Source organism: Bacillus sp. FSL R9-9492, from assembly GCF_038007365.1.
Classification (GTDB): domain Bacteria; phylum Bacillota; class Bacilli; order Bacillales; family Bacillaceae_G; genus Bacillus_A; species Bacillus_A mycoides.
Genome location: NZ_JBBOXC010000001.1, coordinates 2,539,068 through 2,557,099, shown reverse-complemented (window position 1 = coordinate 2,557,099; position 18,032 = coordinate 2,539,068). Strand labels below are relative to the sequence as shown.

At 31.8% G+C, this 18,032-nt stretch carries 13 protein-coding genes and 2 pseudogenes; 3 read left to right on the top strand and 12 right to left on the bottom strand.

Features of this window, described 5'->3' with window-relative positions:
• Positions 1-309 precede the first annotated feature (309 nt).
• Positions 310-2,070, top strand: coding sequence for a peptidoglycan D,D-transpeptidase FtsI family protein (locus tag MKY70_RS13005; protein ID WP_088034790.1), 1,761 nt, complete (start codon positions 310-312; stop codon positions 2,068-2,070).
• Between the two features lie 11 nt (positions 2,071-2,081).
• Here the strand turns inward: MKY70_RS13005 and MKY70_RS13000 are convergent, their stop codons facing one another.
• The 9 genes and pseudogenes from MKY70_RS13000 to MKY70_RS12960 all read right to left on the bottom strand — a co-directional run bounded on the left by MKY70_RS13000 (position 2,082) and on the right by MKY70_RS12960 (position 12,881).
• A complete protein-coding gene (locus MKY70_RS13000; protein ID WP_088034788.1) occupies positions 2,082-2,909 on the bottom strand; it encodes an anti-sigma factor in 828 nt (275 codons plus the stop codon).
• Positions 2,899-3,432 (bottom strand): RNA polymerase sigma factor, encoded by a 534-nt coding sequence (locus MKY70_RS12995; protein ID WP_002127457.1) that lies wholly within the window; start codon positions 3,430-3,432, stop codon positions 2,899-2,901. Before MKY70_RS12995 ends, MKY70_RS13000 begins: the two co-directional genes overlap by 11 nt.
• An 803-nt stretch (positions 3,433-4,235) precedes the next feature.
• Complete coding sequence (locus MKY70_RS12990) at positions 4,236-6,209, bottom strand: penicillin-binding transpeptidase domain-containing protein (RefSeq protein WP_341024520.1); 1,974 nt, start codon at positions 6,207-6,209, stop codon at positions 4,236-4,238.
• 451 nt (positions 6,210-6,660) lie between these two features.
• Positions 6,661-7,254 (bottom strand): SGNH/GDSL hydrolase family protein, encoded by a 594-nt coding sequence (locus MKY70_RS12985; protein ID WP_002141809.1) that lies wholly within the window; start codon positions 7,252-7,254, stop codon positions 6,661-6,663.
• 169 nt (positions 7,255-7,423) lie between these two features.
• Positions 7,424-8,455, bottom strand: a complete 1,032-nt coding sequence (locus tag MKY70_RS12980; RefSeq protein WP_341024517.1) for a VanZ family protein — start codon at positions 8,453-8,455, stop codon at positions 7,424-7,426.
• A 162-nt stretch (positions 8,456-8,617) separates the two neighbouring features.
• Positions 8,618-8,749 (bottom strand): annotated as a pseudogene (locus tag MKY70_RS12975) (Fic family protein); the annotation flags it as partial.
• An 89-nt stretch (positions 8,750-8,838) separates the two neighbouring features.
• Entirely contained in the window at positions 8,839-9,996 is a 1,158-nt protein-coding gene (locus tag MKY70_RS12970) for an acyltransferase family protein (RefSeq protein WP_341024516.1), read from the bottom strand.
• 142 nt (positions 9,997-10,138) lie between these two features.
• Positions 10,139-10,654, bottom strand: coding sequence for a transglycosylase SLT domain-containing protein (locus MKY70_RS12965; protein ID WP_088034779.1), 516 nt, complete (start codon positions 10,652-10,654; stop codon positions 10,139-10,141).
• Between the two features lie 919 nt (positions 10,655-11,573).
• A complete protein-coding gene (locus MKY70_RS12960; RefSeq protein ID WP_088034776.1) occupies positions 11,574-12,881 on the bottom strand; it encodes a D-alanyl-D-alanine carboxypeptidase family protein in 1,308 nt (435 codons plus the stop codon).
• Between the two features lie 918 nt (positions 12,882-13,799).
• On the opposite strand from MKY70_RS12960, the gene MKY70_RS12955 reads away from it, so the two are divergent.
• Positions 13,800-14,995, top strand: a protein-coding gene (locus MKY70_RS12955) for an IS3 family transposase (protein WP_340780769.1) whose coding sequence is annotated in 2 segments (ribosomal slippage) — positions 13,800-14,106 and positions 14,106-14,995 — 1,197 coding nt in all. Because the reading frame shifts where the segments join, the coding sequence is not laid out codon by codon here.
• A gap of 161 nt (positions 14,996-15,156) precedes the next feature.
• Here MKY70_RS12955 and MKY70_RS12950 read toward each other — a convergent pair.
• Complete coding sequence (locus MKY70_RS12950) at positions 15,157-15,306, bottom strand: hypothetical protein (RefSeq protein ID WP_341024511.1); 150 nt, start codon at positions 15,304-15,306, stop codon at positions 15,157-15,159.
• Positions 15,307-15,665: 359 nt separating this feature from the next.
• Entirely contained in the window at positions 15,666-17,135 is a 1,470-nt protein-coding gene (locus MKY70_RS12945) for an aminoacyl-histidine dipeptidase (protein WP_016102002.1), read from the bottom strand.
• A gap of 253 nt (positions 17,136-17,388) precedes the next feature.
• Here MKY70_RS12945 and MKY70_RS12940 point away from each other — a divergent pair.
• A pseudogene (locus tag MKY70_RS12940) lies at positions 17,389-17,770 on the top strand (YxeA family protein).
• Between the two features lie 75 nt (positions 17,771-17,845).
• Here the strand turns inward: MKY70_RS12940 and spoIISB are convergent.
• The gene (gene spoIISB / locus MKY70_RS12935) at positions 17,846-18,022 is read right to left on the bottom strand and encodes a stage II sporulation protein SB (RefSeq protein WP_002141786.1); all 177 of its coding nucleotides are present in this window, start codon (positions 18,020-18,022) and stop codon (positions 17,846-17,848) included.
• Positions 18,023-18,032: the final 10 nt, after the last annotated feature.

Genomic DNA, 18,032 nt, shown 5'->3' with positions numbered 1-18,032 from the left:
AGTGTCTTATCTTTTTTGTTAAATCCTTGTAAGCATCCATTCCTTTTGGTTTAGCCGCGTAATTGATAAATCTCCCTTCCTGTTTTTTTCTCTATTTTTTTGTCGCCTGCATTAGAAATGCTAAACTGTATAATGACTCATATTAAACTTACACATAGACTTACTATTAACATGTACTTTTTTTCATACTGATTGTTCCTTTCTTCATGCTGTAATACTTAATAGACAATCTAAATCATAAAGTTGTTCCACATTTACAAAAAAAATAATTAACTATAAGATGGAATAGGCTACATAAGGGAGGGTTATATGTTACATACGAAAAGATGGAGATTTTTTGCGGTTCTTTCTATTGTAAGTGTGATTTTACTAATTTTATTAAAAATCAACTTCATTTCAATTACTATCGCAACTTCTTCAGCTGAAAGAGGAAAAATTTTTGATCAAAATGGTGTAATACTAGCTACAAATAAGAAAGTTAAGTCTCTATATTGCACTTCTAATGATGAAAAACTATCGAATAAAGATACATCAAACACATTAGCTTTTTTCAATCAATTTTCAAACGAGTTTCAACATGACATTTCTACAGAGGACATAAAATCTCAATTACAACAATCCTGTAATAAGCAGACTATGAATGAAATATCCTTATACTCTGATATAAATGAAAATGAAATTTCATTCATAAACAAGAATAAACCTAAAAATGTAGTGATCAAAGACGAATTCATTCGATATTATCCAAAGAACGAAATTGCTTCACAAGTAATTGGGTATGTAGAAAATGACCTTAATTCTAAGTATGGACCTGTTGGAAAAAGTGGGATTGAGCTTCAATATGAAAATGATTTAAAAGGAAAACCCGGAAAAACTCTGATTTTTAAAATGAATAATAAAAAGTTCTTATGGAACATTCAAAAAGTACAAAAAGGAAAAGATGTCCGGCTAGCTTTAGACTCTAAATTGCAGCAAAAAACAGAGGAAGCACTAAGATCTCAAATTAAGAAAGTACCTGATGCTAATGCTGGTTATGCAGTAGTAACCGATGTAAAAACTGGCGCAATATTAACTATGGCCAATTCGGCAGTTTTTGATCCAAATATATTAAATACACATGTATCATCTAAAAAAGAAAACATTAAATCCCTTTCGCAAAATAAAGCAATTCAAAAATTAAAGTATGGTGAATCTTATGTAAATATGGCCTCTACTATAAAGCCACTTACTATTTTAATCGGATTAAACGAAAAGCTTTTTCAACCTGAGGATACATATTTGGATAATGGTAGTTTTCAGTATGATAATCAAAATAACATCACCAATGCTCCTGGAACACCAACAGGTGAAATTACACCGAGTCAAGCTATCATTAATTCATCAAATACATTTATGACAGCAAAAGTAGCTCTCCCCTTATTCAACCGAAATAATGGGAATATAGAAAAAGTAGCAAATATATGGACAGATTATTTAAAGCAATTTGGCCTCCGCTCTAAAACTGGTATTGATTTACCCTTTGAAGAAGACGGAGAATATGAATTTCATCCATCTAATAAGTTTGAAAATGGAATCTCTGCTTTATTAAATGCATCTTGGGGAGGAAATGAAGTACACACCCCTCTTCAACTTGCTCAATATGCAGCAACTTTGGCAAGTAAAGGTGATAAATATAAACCTCAAATCGTAAGTGCTATTATTGGTCAAGACGATAAGGAAACAAAAAAGTTTAAACCACTCTTAGAAAGTTCAAATCGTTATCCTATGAAATTTTGGAGTGTCGTGCAAGGTGGGATGAGTCAAAATATAGAGGAGATTAAAAACTTGCCCTTTCATGTCGCGGGTAAAACAGGGATAACTGGCTCTCCGAACGAGCAAGAAAGAATGATAAATCATTCTCTTTTCATTGCATATGCTCCTACCGAAGATCCAAAAATTGCTATTTCTGTCGTTATTCCTGGTAGTAATTCAGAAAAAAATATTGCTGCTCTCGTTACATCAGAAATTTTAGAGTGCTGGAATTCACTTCAAAAAGAGGATAAAGATAAAGAGGAAGGTTCATTAAAGTGAACCTTCCTCTTTTACCAAATAAAATCTATATTCGTTATTTCCCATATACCTTCATCATTCTTTTCAAATATGAAAGAATATTTAATATCAGTTAAAACATACTCTTTTTGTACATATCCAGTATTACCGTTAATTGTCGATATTTTTATATATCCATCCTTTTGCACTTCTTCTGGAATCCAAGCTTTTACCATTTCATTAGATACTTCATATAAAACTTGTGATTCTCGTTTTGGTTCAGCTAAAATTTTTGTTTTATTTCCAGTAACCGTTGCATATATAAAATGCTCTTGCTTTGGTTGGTTACTTTCTGTGAATCCACTTGGTACTTTGTATACTTTTTTTGTATCATTTGCAAATTCTCCCCCCATTGTAAGAGCGACTTGCAACTCATGAAAAATATCTTCATCAAACTTCAATTCATCCTTCTTATAACTCTTCCCTTTAAATAGAACTTCATCATTTAATGCTCTATACAAATCATTTTCATTTTTTGAATTTGTACTTCGATATAAATCATTTATAAATTGTTTTAATGATGGATCTTGAGCAGACTCATCTTTTGTTTTCGGCTTAATTTGAGTACTACTTTGTACCGGTGATTTATTATCATCAAGCCAAGGTTGTTGAACAATAAAAAATAACATTGTACAAACCAAAACTACTACAATAGGCAATGCTTTTTTACGAAATGGTCTCTTGTATGGTACAGAGTCTACTTCACTATTTTGGTATATCGATTGCTTTATTTTATAAATAAATGCTTCTTCATCTTTACGACGCTCCATTGGTCCATTTTTTAATTTGCTATACCAGTCAGGATTTTTTTTATTGTTCATCACTTCTACCCTCCCCTATTAATTTTGAAACTTTACTTCTTGCTCTGCTTAACCTAGATTTGACTGTTCCAATGGATACACCTAATGTTTCAGCCATTTCTTCATAAGATAATTCATATTTCGCGTCCAATATTAGTATTTCGCGGTGTTTTTTAGGTAGTTTTAATACAACATCCCACACATCATTCATTTCCTCTTGATTAAAAAATTCTTGTTCTGCCGATGGAGATTGCTTATCGTCACTAAAAAATCCCACTAAAGATATCCTTTTAAAATAAGAGGATTTCAAATAGTTTATTGCCGTATTTCTTGTAATTTTTAATATCCACGTTTTAATAGATGACTCCTTTCGAAACGAATTCCAATGTTTAAAAACCTTAATAAATACATCTTGTGTGATGTCATCTGATAAGTGTGGATCTTTCGTAATAATAAATGAATAATTCCATACATCTTGCCAATAGTCTTTTATAACATAGTCAAGCTCATCATGATTACATTTTTCAATAAACTTCTGTTCCATTTCCACACCTCAAACTTATTTGAATAAACATAAAGCTGCCCTCACTTTTAATATGGTTTCAATATATAGACATGATACAAGTTTCATTTGTTCCATTGTTTATCTTTTTTTCGATAGAAGACTCCTTCTTTAAAAATGTAAAGGTGGGAAATAAATGTTGTTAGATATTTCATCTATACATTCTCTTCAGTGACAGGCTCCTAAAAAACAAGTAAAGCATACAATATTAAAAATTTACTCATAAAAATCTGATTACGATTTTTTGGATTTCATGAAACACTCCACTTATATCACCTATTTTTTCCAAGATCATACTTATTTGTGTGCTCTATTTATTTTTTACTAAATAGCTGTTTTGTTAAAGTTTAAAATTACCCTCACTTATTCATTTCAATTTGTTCTACTCTTATTTTTACTATTAGAAATGCCAAGATTTCAGATATGGAAATAAATATGAACAAGTTTTTTATCATCAGCTGCATTAGCCCCTGGCCCAATCAGTTCTACACTTCCGACTGAACTCTCTGGTTTTAAATCAGCATTTAGGACTATTCAAACTACTAATCAGCCCGTACTTGCAAATACTATTTCGAAAATTACATTCGAAACCATAGAATTTGATTTAAATAATGAATATGATGAGGTATCAACTTTCTAGAGCCACAACAAAATAAAAAAAGCATTCTCGATTAGAAAGAATGCTTTTTTGAAACTTTATTGTTCTTTATTTTGCCCAATTTATACCTTTGAGTTAAGCAAACATATAATAAATTTAGTAGAAGATTTCACCTTCTACTTAAGTATTATTTCTGAAAAACATGTTTTATTTTTTCACCTGGAACGTTGCTCCCGCCTCTTCCTTTTACATCTTCAATCATCATGGTAACAATCATGTTTGGCGCGCTTGCATCGAAAGCTGCAAACCATCCAAGTTCTTTACCCTCTGCTTCTTTCGATTCTTTCAGTTCTGCTGTACCTGTCTTACCAGCGAGAGTTACACCATCAACTTTAGCAATTCTCCCAGCACCATCAGGATCATTAATAACCTTTATTAACGCACTTTTTAATATCTCTTGATTCTTGGTAGAAATCACATTTTCTTTCCAATTTCCCGCTTCTTTTGTTTTTTTTATAAGATGCGGTGACGGAATGTTACCCTCATTGACAATCGGTGCATAAGTCAATGCTAAATGAAGAGGTGTCATTAATACTTGTCCTTGTCCGTACCCCGTGTCTGCTAGTTGAATATCATTTTTTATCCCATCTTTTGCAATGATTGAAATAGGGAATTCGTATTCAATTGGTAATTTTTCATGAAATCCGTATTTCTTAAATTCATTTACATACTGATCTTTTCCTATGTTCAAAGCTTGTTGAGCAAAATAAATATTATCAGAGTACTTCATTGCCTTATCAAAATCAACTGGACTAGCATCCTTCACACGTGTTACATAATAATTTCCCCAAGATGAATCTTTTGTCCACTTTAATCCTTGAATTTTAAATTCTTCCTTAGGATTTATTGTGTTTGTTTCCAAACCAATTGCACCTGTTATCGTTTTAAATACGGAACCTGGTACAAATGCTTGTGTGAAGCGATTCATCATTGGCAGTTTCGAGTCATTATTCCATGCTTCCCGTTGAGCTTTTGATGCTCCTCTAACTATTGTATTTGGATTATAAGCAGGGCTACTTACAAGTGCGATTGTTTCACCCGTTTTAGGATTGACCGCTGCACTAGATCCTGCTTCATTTTTCATCTCATTAAAGATTTTTTCTTGAATTACAGCATCAATAGTTAACGTAACATTTTCCCCTTGTTTTGCTTCTTGTTTTGCTACATTTTTAATCTCTTTCCCGTTCTCATCTTCCATAAATACGCGTCCACCCTTTTCACCACGCAATTTATTCTCTAATACTTTCTCTAAACCTGTCTTACCCACTAAATCATCTGCTTGATAACCTTTTTTTTGAAGCGATTTTAACTCCTCTGCATTTACCTTTCCTATATATCCCGTTAAGTGTGCCGCTGCTTCTCCTAATGGATACGTACGAATATTTACTGGGCGAGATGAAACTCCTTCTAATTCAATATAATCATTCTGTCTGGTTCCCTCTTTTAAAATACCAATTGGTACAAGGGAATCTGGTTTTATCCATTTCGCTGCGAGCTTTTGATTGACCTCTTCTATAGACATATCAAGTAATTGTGCTACTATTTCTTTCGTTTGCGCTGCCGTTTCACCTAGTTTCTCTGGAATAATTCCAACCTCAGTCGCTTTTCCATTCGTTGCAAGCCCTTTTCCATTTCGATCATATATTTCTCCGCGTTTTCCTTGCTCTGTTTGCATACGTACTTTGTAATCTTTTTTCATACCTGGGAAAATGAAGTCTGGTGTCCAATCTATTTTCCAAGATTCCTTATCTTTATCTTTCACGAGTTTTGCTTCATGGATGAATGAAACTGTTCCTCCATCCGTATCCATATTAACTTCAAAAAGAAAAAGTTCTTTATCTTTAGTATTCTCTCCTTTCGTTTTAATTTTTAAATTCTTAACTCCAATACCCTCATAAATTTTTTGATATTTCTCTGTGAACTCCTTTTTAGAAATCGTTTTTTTTGCATGTTCTGATAAATAATCATACATATTTGTAAATTTTTTATCATTCCATAAATTGATATATTCTTCAAATGCTTGTTTTGGCGGCTCATCTTTATTGCATCCTACCAACATAACTCCAAAACAAAAGAAAAGCAGCATCCATATTTTTTTCAATTCAATCTTCTCCCTTAATTAAAAATGATTATTCCTTTCTAAATATGTTAAATAAAAAATGTTTTAACGCTTAATAGACAGTGTAAGTAATGAAATAGTTCCACATTTACAAAAAAATTAAATTTATGGTTAAGCTGCATTCAAAAAGGGAAGATTTTAAGATTCTTACAAACGACGAATATATTTAGCGAACGTTATCATTATTAGTGTTGTTTTAACAATTCATTTAAAATACCTTTTAGTTCATTTTCGCCAATTTCATCTTTTTTCTTTATAGATTATTGATACAAAAAAAGAATCCTTATACTAAGGATTCTGCAACAGAAAATAACAAAAATATAAACAATAAAAAGAATTACTTAAAGTATAATTTATAGGCACTCTATATCCTTCTTTTTCGCACCAAAAACCCCTGTACAGCATGCGACAGGAGTTTAGGTCATTCTACAGCTTATTTAAAAGAGTCATGTACAGGCAAACTACTAAAAATCAATTCAGCAACTTTTACATATCCTTTTGAGTTTGGATGAATTAAATCCGTAGACCAAAGCGTATTGTCATTAACTAAATGATGATTCCAAAAGTCAACATGATGAAGCTTATACTCTCTACTCAGTGAAAGTATAACTTCATTTGCCTCTAATAATTGTTCTTTTAATACTTGTTTTTTTTCAGAAGGAAATGGAAGCCTAACAGTAAAATCTGGAAGGTTTGCTATAATAATATCAGCATCTGTTTTACTTAATGTATCTATCATAAATTCCATATCGTTCTTATATGCATGATGATTCCAACGTCCTTTTAAAACATCGTTTGCACCTGCAATTAGACTAACCAAATCTGGATTAAAAGTTAATGCCTGTTCCAATTGCTGTGAGCGAATTTCTTTAGTTACTAACCCACGTTTTGCAAAATTAGCATATTTTAAATCATCTACACACAGTTGAACAAAATGATCTACCCAGCTTTTTAATGCTATTCCCTCAACTTCATCCCCTATCCCCTCTGTAAAACTATCACCAATCGCTACAAATCGCTTCCACATATATAGTCCCCCTTTTTTGTTATTCATATCTACACTATACAATAGCCCACAGCGTAATTGTTCCTCTTAAATGTTTTTCAATTTCAATTAAATTCCATAGGAGATTTTTCAAATGAGCAAGACAACTCGATTAAACTATTTCACATGAACAAAAACATGAAAATCTACGTTATCTTCTCGCAGAAATAGGTTGAGACCAACTATCTTTCCCATTATCATTTAAGCGTACTTGAAAAACATATATAGGTTGAGAAAAGCCTTTTGTATCAGCGTAGTAATCTATATTATAATCTGTAATGACTAATGTATCACCTGCTTTGAAAGATATTATAGGATCAAAGTCTCCTTGTTTTAGTTTTTGAAATACTTCTTTGGGAGACAGAATTTCGACATCTCGAATATGTAATTTTTTTGTAACTGGCTCATTGTCATTAGGCATTTTTGTAATTTCCTCTTTGTAAACAGGCATTTTATTACCTTCGTCTTTTAACTTTATTGATGTTTTTATAGTGACTTCAGTCATGTCTGTTTTTGTAATGGGATCTAAAGGCATATTCCCAAATTCCTTCATTTGATACGAAATCATTATTCCAAGTGTAACAAAACTTACTGTAATCGGAAGAAATAAATATTTGGTCATTTGTGTATCTGTTTCTTTTTTCTTCAACAATATAAGAACTATATTTAACATAGAATATCCTAGCATCATTCCTAAAGTATTATGAAGTAAATCGGCTAGTTCCATACTTCCACGTTGCATTGTAAATTCAAGGATTTCAATCAATAAACTTGCTATAATTGAGCTGATTAACATCCATTTTGTTTTTTGAAAAACATTACTAAATAAAGGTAATAAAATTCCTAACGGAAAAAGCATACCTATATTCACAATGATATGGAAAAAAGAAGAAAATGAAAAGGTATTCCATGCTTTTTTATAAACACTAAGTACATCAAAGTCAATTGTTCTTGCAAAAGTTATATCATCTGGACGACCAAATGAAGTAGCTGATAATACAAGGGAATAATATCCTATTATCAATATAAACAATATAACTTGTTGTACGGTAAATTCCCCCCCTCCTTTACATACCTTTTTGTATACTACAAAGTAGCTAAAAACAAAAATGAGTAGTAACAAGAATGTGAGTTGTATTGTAGGAATTGCAAAGGTAACAAGTAGTTCGGAAATAAAATTCATTTTACACCTCTGTTTTTACGAATAAAATATTCAATAGTTTTATATAACATTTTAGATATAGATAGCGATATGTTGTTACCCCTAATAATTATTAATACAGAATTAAACCTGTATACATTGAGCATTTCTTCCTCTTGAAACCAGCTTTATTTGACCAAGCAGCTACAAGGAAACTAGCGTTTTACTAATTGTACTTTCGGCTATGTCTGGAAAAACGTTACGAAGATTCTCTTTAGTAAGAGGATTTTTGGAGTTAAGTATAAAATTAAAAATTTGTTCAATTTTAGTATATTTATATAGAATCCGTAATTGACCGATTCCTAATATACTTAAGAATCGGTCATATTCGTATATTTACTAAAGAAATAAAATTCCTTCAAGCATTACACTTTTTTTCGAAAATTTGTTGTTCTTTGTTTTGCCCAGTTGATACATTTCTTTTCAATTAAATGATACGAAACTATAGAAAAAAGTATTGTCATTGAAATACACAAAGCAAGAAGGAAAAAGATAGGTATCTTTGTATACAAAAGTTTAAATAGTACCATCATGATTGGAAAATGACACAAATAGATACTGTATGAAATTTCTCCTAAGTATACAAATACACTCTTATTTAAAAATGCTTTCACTTTTAGGTTACTCATGGCCATTATTATAAATATACTAACACCGATTACGACACCCCAATCTTTTAATAAGAAAGTAGTATCATTACGGGAAAAACCATAAATTAAAATGGAATACAAATATAGAATAATCCCTAATGCAATAAGAAATCCTTTATTAAATTTTTTCATATTCCTATATAAGTAGATAAGCTTTTCCTGATGCTTAAAAAGTAACATTCCAACCATAAACATCGATGTGAAATGCAGTGTATCGGCATAACCATTATAAAATCCCTCTGCTTTCCCTATATGCAACATATTAAGGAAAACACTAATTAAAGAAAAGCTCAAAGCAAATAGTATCGTTTTCTTCCAACTCAGTTTATAAAAAAGAAGGAATAACAAAGGAAACACAATAGATATACGCATTTCTTGAGCCAATGACCAGATAACTGGATTATAATTTTCCGTAAAAAAGTTATTAAGAAGCACAAAATGGTTTATAATATCTATTTTTGTTATAGACCCTTGCCACCTATCATAGAACCAATCCCGTAGTCCAGCCACTTCATACGGCGAGAACAAAATAAATAAAGCAAAGGTAATGATTATCCAAAAATAATAAGGAATATAGATTCGTACAAATCGCTTAATTAAATATCCCCAATAATTTGTTTTTGAATGATAAAGTGCCATAGATAACACAAAACCACTGAGTACATAAAAAACGATTACAGCTTCCCCGCCAGCCCATAAAAACCTAAGCGGGGAAAATTTAATAGAATTAGGCAACGATGGTAGCATTAAACAAAAATGTCCAAATACCACTGTAAGTGCCGCTAACCCTCGTATGGAATCTAATTCTTTTATTCTCTTACTCATAAGATGTTCTCCTTGTAAATTGTAGATTTTGCTGTTAATAAAGGCCACTATACTATTGTAGTGGGAGAATTATACATATTTTTTCTTTAAATTCCTAATATAAGCAGTACAAAGTCAATCTATGTATCTGTTTTAGGGAACTTTCGTATTTAGGCATAAGTTATATAATAATAGAAAGAAAAAAGAAATTTCATTCTATAAAATCGTATTGTCGTTTAGAAAACATTTTAAAACTGTTTTCTAAACCCTCGTTATAGTCTGTCTGCTTATTTGTCCATTGAACACCCTTATTCCCAGGCCACCCTGAGGTATTAGCAACATATTTTAATAGCTCTGGTCCTTTTAAATTTTGCTGTAAACCACGGTTATATGCATTTATCATATTAGATATTGCAATTCGAGTATTGGTTTCTGCATTTTTCAAATCTTCGTTCGTTAAATCTTTAGGTGCTAGTCCACCTCGATGAAGCTGAAACAGTCCAAATGATGTGCCCTGATCTCCAATTGCGTTTCGATCAAACTTACTTTCATGGAATGCAATAGATAAAGGAATCCATGGCGGTATATCATGCTCTATTGATATTTGTTGAATCGTGTCTCTTACTTTAACTCGGTTAGTATGATGGTCATATGCATATTTTGTAAGATATAGCCCTACTGTTAAAACTAAAATAAATACTCCGATTTTCATTAATGTCCCTCTCATCGACGTCACCTCACTTGTCAGTATCAAAGATTATCCTATCTTTTTGGTATATTAACTGGTAATCTTGTATCATTTGATTATTCTTTGTTTCATTAATTACCGATTTTCAGGTAAAATTATTAGGGGGTTCCCTCCATATAACATTCGCTTTTATCACTTTCGGTACAATTTACTTTTGTATGGGAGAGCGTTTTCTCTGTATGGTACCGTACCATCCATTAAAACCGTACTTTTTTCTCGAATACCTTGCTTTTTTATTCGATTGAAATTAAAGGATAGCTATATACATAGGGATACACGCTATAAAGAGATACTTAAATTTCTTTAAAAAATTCATTTTCTGGCCTCCATTTCTTTATATAAATAATTTAAAACAAAATATTTAATAGAAAGAAAAGATTTTATTAAATTTTTATAAAAGTTAATACCAGAAATAAGTACTAGTTATCGATTTTCATTGTCACTTGATGGAATAATGAATGTTTTTTCATCATGTAACTTTATTAAACTAACCTTGCACCAGAACCCTTTGAATCGAACAATTCATAATAAACGCCATCCTTTCTGTATATTTCTACAAAAAGAATAGCGTTTATTGATTATATGGATATAAATTTATCTTTGCTTGATAGCGATTTGGTACTACCCCATCGCCATCAAGCTAACGAAAATGAGATATAAAACCGTAGAGAAATTTAGAAACCAAATATTTAATTAAAAGTTTTATGCTAGTAATACCCACAGTTACGATGAAAAAAATTTGAGAATTAACGCAATCCTCAATTCCAAGCCCTTCACATAGGAATCTATAGTACTTTAATCACTTTTGTTTCAAGCTAATCTTTAGCCTTACCCTATAGATATAAATGGTATTGAGTATATCGTAAGAAAGGGCTCCCACAAGGGGGATCTCTTAAAACTAACCTTTTACTATATCAACCGCGCTATTCCACATGCCGCTAAAGAAAGATCCTATTTCGCGCATAAAACGTGTAAACCAATTTGCTTGCTCTACTTCAGATTTTGTTACAAGGTCTACTTGTAATGATTTACCTGATAAGAACCCAGGATCTGTAATATCTTTAGGCGATATAATCATTTGACTAATTGTTACACCTTTTTTAATAGGCGCTTCTTGTTCTTTATTCGATACTTTAAATTCTTTTTTATAAACGTCTTTGTTGCCCTTTGGCATTGGAAGTGAAACAGCTTGCTTCATTTGAACAACTACATCTTTGTCCTTTGCATTTGCTACTCGCACTGTTTCATGACCTTTTACTACTGAATCTTTTTCATAGACCTTCTTCACTTCAAAATTCGCAAATCCATAATCATATAATTTCTTTGTTTCATCAAAACGTGCTGTATGAGAGTTTGCTTTTATAACTACAGAGATTAGACGCATACCGTTTCTTTCTACTGTACCAGTAAAACAATCTCCGGCTTCTGGAGTAGTTCCTGTTTTTAACCCATCTACACCTTCGTATTGCTTAATTAAGCCTTTTAACATCCAGTTAAAGTTCGTCATATCAATCGGATACTTGCCACCCTTTTGGAATGTTTTTTTAGGGATTTTTGCTGTATCTAATATTTTCGGGAAATCTTGAATAAGACGTTGTGCTAAAATCGCACAATCTCTTGCGGACATTTTATTTTTCTCGTCTGGAGTTGTCCCTTCTGGGTGATGTCCTTTTAAATCATGGTTTGTTAAACCTGTAGAGTTTACAAATTTATAATTTTTCATTCCAAACTCTTTTGATTTATCGTTCATCATTTTCACGAAATTGACTTCTTTTCCAGCAATCTCTTCAGCTAAAGCAATTGTTGCACCGTTTGCAGAGTAAATTACCATTGCCTCATATAACTCTTTGACCGTATAAGAGCCACCATTTTCTAATGGAACGTTTGATAATGAGCGATCTTGCGAAATCTTATATGCATATTCAGAAATTTTAACTTTTTGATCCCATTTAAGTTTTCCTTTATCCACCGCTTCATGAACTAAGTATTCACTGATCATTTTTGTCATACTAGCAATTGCTAATAATTCATCTGCATTTTTTTGATATAAAATTTTTCCGGAATTTGCTTCTACTAAAATTGCTGATCCTGCTTCTACGTCTAAAACAGGGACTGTTTCCGCTGATGCTCTTCCAGATGTAACAACCCAAAATAGTGTAAGCACTGTTCCTATTGTAATAAATCTCTTGTAAAACATACCTTTCACTTCTGTTACCTCCAATATCTTTGTGCTCAAAAAAACGTTATTTTAACATAATCCTCCAAAAAATAGACAGTGTTATCAAATTCTATATACATATAAGACATTAGGATCGCTTTCATATAGACCATCTCATCACACCCTTTTAGGCACACTGACACTTAGTATTCCCACACACATCCCTATTTTTAATACCCTTGTATTTTTCAAAATGATCCGTACTTTCATATTTTTTAGGATTACACTTAATAGACAATCTAAGTAATACATTTGTTCCACATTTACAAAAAAATAAAACCAGTGCGCCCCGATTAAATATCGAAACACACTGGTAGCTTAGCCGTTTTCTTATTATCTACTTGACAGGGTCTGTCGGTCTCTTTTCAAAAATCACTATATTTGCACCATTTGCTAGACTCATACCAAATATGATTACACAAGTCAAATTAACCAAGTTATAATAAATCCGAGAATGCGGACAAGAAAACCATTTTATATTTTTTTTGAAACTCTTTATTTTTTTATTTAAATTACGGTACATGAAATTCACATGACACTTGTGTAGTAATACTTTCTCCTTATCAAGAGGATATAATATTACAGCAGCACTTTTACATAGGTGTAGCTTTTGAATAAAGTTTGATTAAATTAACTTAATAAACCTTGATAAAAGAGCGAATAGAAAAGTTTGATGATTTTTGTGAACCTTACTCAATTAAAGCGCCCGACTGTGGTAGATACATTATCCTCAATTACTTCTTGGGGTAGCGTCAGGAAAATGCGGATTTACAATGCTAAGGAAATGTCACTTATTAAAAAAGCCGATTTCCATCTCAAGGATGATATTATCCCCTTTAGGTAGACAGTGTGAAAAAGACCATGTAAACACATGGATGTTACACTATTACTTGGAGGGGATTTTTCATGGCAAAAAAAGGCACAACATTTCATACATACTCAGAAGAAGTAAAGTTATCAGCTGTTCAAAGTTATTTAAACGGAGAAGGAAGCTACGATATGATAACGGAGAAATATCAGATTAAAAGCTCTACACAACTTAAAAATTGGGTGAAAAAATATAAAGAATGTGGTGAAATTACAGATACTCGTGGGAAAAATAGTGGAATGAAAGGTATACCAAATCCTTTAAAAGGAAAACGCGTTCATTTTAACACCGTTGAAGAGGAACGTGACTACTATAAGGCTCAGGTTGAATATTTAAAAAAGCAGTATCCAAATCTGTAAATGGGGGCGTACTAAAATATAAAGAAAGATATCATATCATTGAATCACTAAAGAGAAAATATCCCGTTATATGGCTTACTAATTTTGCGAATGTACATCGCTCAAGTTACTATAAGTGGATTCATACAAAAAGTATGAAAAACATGCGACTAGAATCCGATAAACAATTAAAAAAGGTAATTCAATCTATTCACGTAAAGCACAAAGAATATGGTTATCCACGTATGAAAATCGCCTTACAAGAGGAGGGTTATTTTATAAATCACAAAAAGGTATATCGCTTAATGAGCGAGCTTAACATTCAGTCTATTATTCGGAAGAAGCGTCGCTTCTTTAAAGGGAATTACTCCAATACTTTTCCAAATGTTTTAAACCGTGAATTCAAAGATCGCCAACAAAATGAAGCGCTTGTTACAGACATTACCTACCTACGATTTCAAGAGGGATTCCGCTATCTTTCTGTCGTACAAGATATTTATAATAACGAAGTTGTTTCTTGGAAAATTTCCAAGCGTAATGATAATGAACTTGTATTAGATACAATTGAAATGTTGGCACAAAAAAGAGATGTGCGTGGAACCATTCTCCATTCAGATCAGGGATTCCAGTACACATCTCATGCCTACAACAAACGACTTTTAGATTTAGGTATCATTGGCAGCCACTCTCGCAAAGGAAACTGCCATGATAATGCCTGTATCGAGTCATTTTTCTCCCATTTTAAATCGGAGATGTTGTATTTGAATCATTTTAAAACAGAAGAAGATTTAATACAAGCAATTGAAGAATATATTTACTTTTATAACTATAAACGGTTCCAAAAACGACTCAACCATCGAGCTCCGATAGAATATCGAATCTCGATGGCTGCTTAGTCTTTTTAATACTGTCTACTTGACAGGGATAAGACCAAGGAATCGACTTTTTAGTTCATTAAGTAAGAGGTTTGAAAAAATAGCCTGTATATATTTGAACGATGAATAACTTACCTATTTTCTTGTGTTTGTTTGCATTACATAAAGAAAAACATAACGTATTATTTATCTGTTTGTTTTTGCTTCTTTTTCAAATACTCCGCACGCAATTTTTCAAGTTGCTGCTTTTTATCAAATTTGGCAGGCGTCTCTTTTTCATGAAACTTTGCCACAGCTGCCTGACCTTTGTAATCCAATTGATATTTCCCCACTTTGTTCACCTACTTTTCTTGTCTTTAAAGAGAATCTATTCAACAAATATAATATACCTTATTTTACTGAAGTAAACCTTATTAGTCAAAGGAACTTAAAGTAAAAAGCTTGATAATAAGGGAAAAACCAATCTAAAAAGTCATTTTCCTTAGGTACGGGAAAGCGACTTTTTGTGTAGTCTTATTCAATTAAATGGCCCGATTGTTGAAGAAAGAGATACTCTGCAAAATAGATCTTTTTATCAAACTTTATTTTAAATCAACAATAGGTAAATTTCTTGGCCATTATTTTGCTTCACATAAAATTCTATACAAAAAAGCAACCTATAAATTTAGGCTGCTTTTTATTCCGTCTTTTATTACTTAGCTAATTCTTTCGTTCCCTGCATTACATCAACGAAAAATCCCCAATTATTCACAACAGAAGAAATACTAATATGTTCATCTGGAGTGTGAACATTAAAGATATCTGGACCGAATGAAATAGCATCTAACTCAGGCATTTTTTGAACAAATACACTGCACTCAATTCCTGCATGTACTGCAAAGATTTCAGCATCTTTGCTGTATTTTTCTTGGTGCACTTTTTCGAATAAATTACGGATAGGCGAATTAGGATTATATGGCCACTCTGGATATTCAGACTCTTTTTCAAATGTTGCCCCTACTAATTCCGCAATATACTTAATTTCATCTACAATATGTTGTTTTAAACTACTTACAGAACTTCTCACTTCGCTTCGTAATTTAATCTCATCTTGCAGTGTTTGAATAACTCCTAAATTAGTTGAGCTTTCTACAAGACCTTTAATATCCATGCTCATACTTTGTATACCATTTGGAATTAAGAATAATGAAGAAATAAGCTGTTTTTGTGTTTCTTTAGAAAAGACTTTTTCCGCCTTTTCTTCTACTTTTGTAAGTGAAACATGAACATCCGGATCAACAGCACGTAGCTCTTCTTGTAACATACGTGTCCATGATTTTAGTTTTTCTTCTACTTGCTGTACATCTTCTGCACGTAATAAAATTGTAGCTACACTTTCACGCGGAATTGCATTTGTTTTTAAGCCGCCATGAACTTCACTCATATTAAACTGAATGTGAAGTGATAAATCACGTAAAACTCGTCCTAATACTTTATTCGCATTACCGCGTTGTTTATCAATTTCCAAACCAGAATGTCCACCTTTAAGTCCCCCAACATATAGTCGGTATGTGTCCATATCTACTGACGCTTCATCCCAAATCACTGAAATCGTTTCAACTGCTTTCGCACCACCTGCGCTACTCACTAGTAATTTATGATCTTCTTCAGAATCAATATTAATAAATATTTTTCCGTCAAAATGATTTGAATCAACAGCGAATGCACCGCCCATTGTCGTTTCTTCTTCAGTTGTAATAACAACTTCTAAAGCTGGATGCGGGATGTCTGTTGAATCCAATAATGCTAATGCATATGCAACGGCAATACCATTATCAGCACCTAAAGTAGTTTCGTTTGCATATAACATATCTCCAATAATTCTTAATTCAATTGGATCTTTCTCAAAATCATGAACTGTCGCTTGGTTTTTTTCACACACCATATCAGAGTGCCCCTGAATGATAATTGCTGGAACATTCTCATAACCAGAAGTAGCTTCTTTTTTTATAATGACATTTAACGCTTCGTCTTGAATAACTTCTAAATTACGTTCCTTTGCGAAACTCACTAAGTAATCACTAATTTCTTTTTCATTACCTGATCCTCTAGGAATCTTTGAAATTTCTGCAAAATGATAAAATACAGGGTGCTTTGTTAATTGTTCTAAAGTAGAATACATTTTTAAGCTCCTCTCCAATTGACAAAATAATATGTACGTCCTTTATTATTATACCATGATTCATTATTTTACCTTTCTTCTAACGTTCTAAATATTTAATATAAACCATTCATTTTATCCTTCTATAGTTCCATTTAACGTAAATAACCTTTACTCTTACAAGATTGTAAGGGTGTTATAATTAAAAACAATTTTTCTAATATAAAAATAGTCGTATACTTTTTAAAGAAACAAATTGAAGGAGATAAGGAATATGAAAAAGCTTTTTGCTGTTATTACACTATGTTTATTATTTTACTATTGGCTGCGAGAGAGCATCACTACATAGAATTGGTAAGGATGTATATTACGTACATGTAAAAGGCGAAAGCGTTATTGAAAAAGTAGAAGGTAGAAGCTTACGGAACTACACGTTACCCGCATATGATGAAGACGGAGCAAAAAAACAAATTACATTTAGAAGTACTAAAAAAGAAAACGACCATAAATTAAATGAAAACGCGTTTTTAAGCCTTTATGTAGATCAAGATGATAAAGATAAAAATGAAATTTCATCTATTGAAGTGAAATCCTATGAAGAAATTCAGAAAGCAGATTTACCTGAAAAAGTAAAAAAGAAGTTTAATGTTAACTAATTTATAACTTTAATTAGTTTCATCCCTACTAATTATTAATCCGCAAATAACGGAATAAAAAATAAAAGAAAATGCCTATGCATTTTCTTTTATTTTTTTCTCTTTTATATATTTCGAACTATTACGATTCATAAGCTTTTCTAACCGATTTATATTTTCCGTTAATGCACCTTTCACAAGAGAGAAATCTGTATTCGATTCTTCCTTTTTTTCTTTAAAAAACGAAGATTTTTGTACATTTATTTCTGCCATCTCTTCTCCC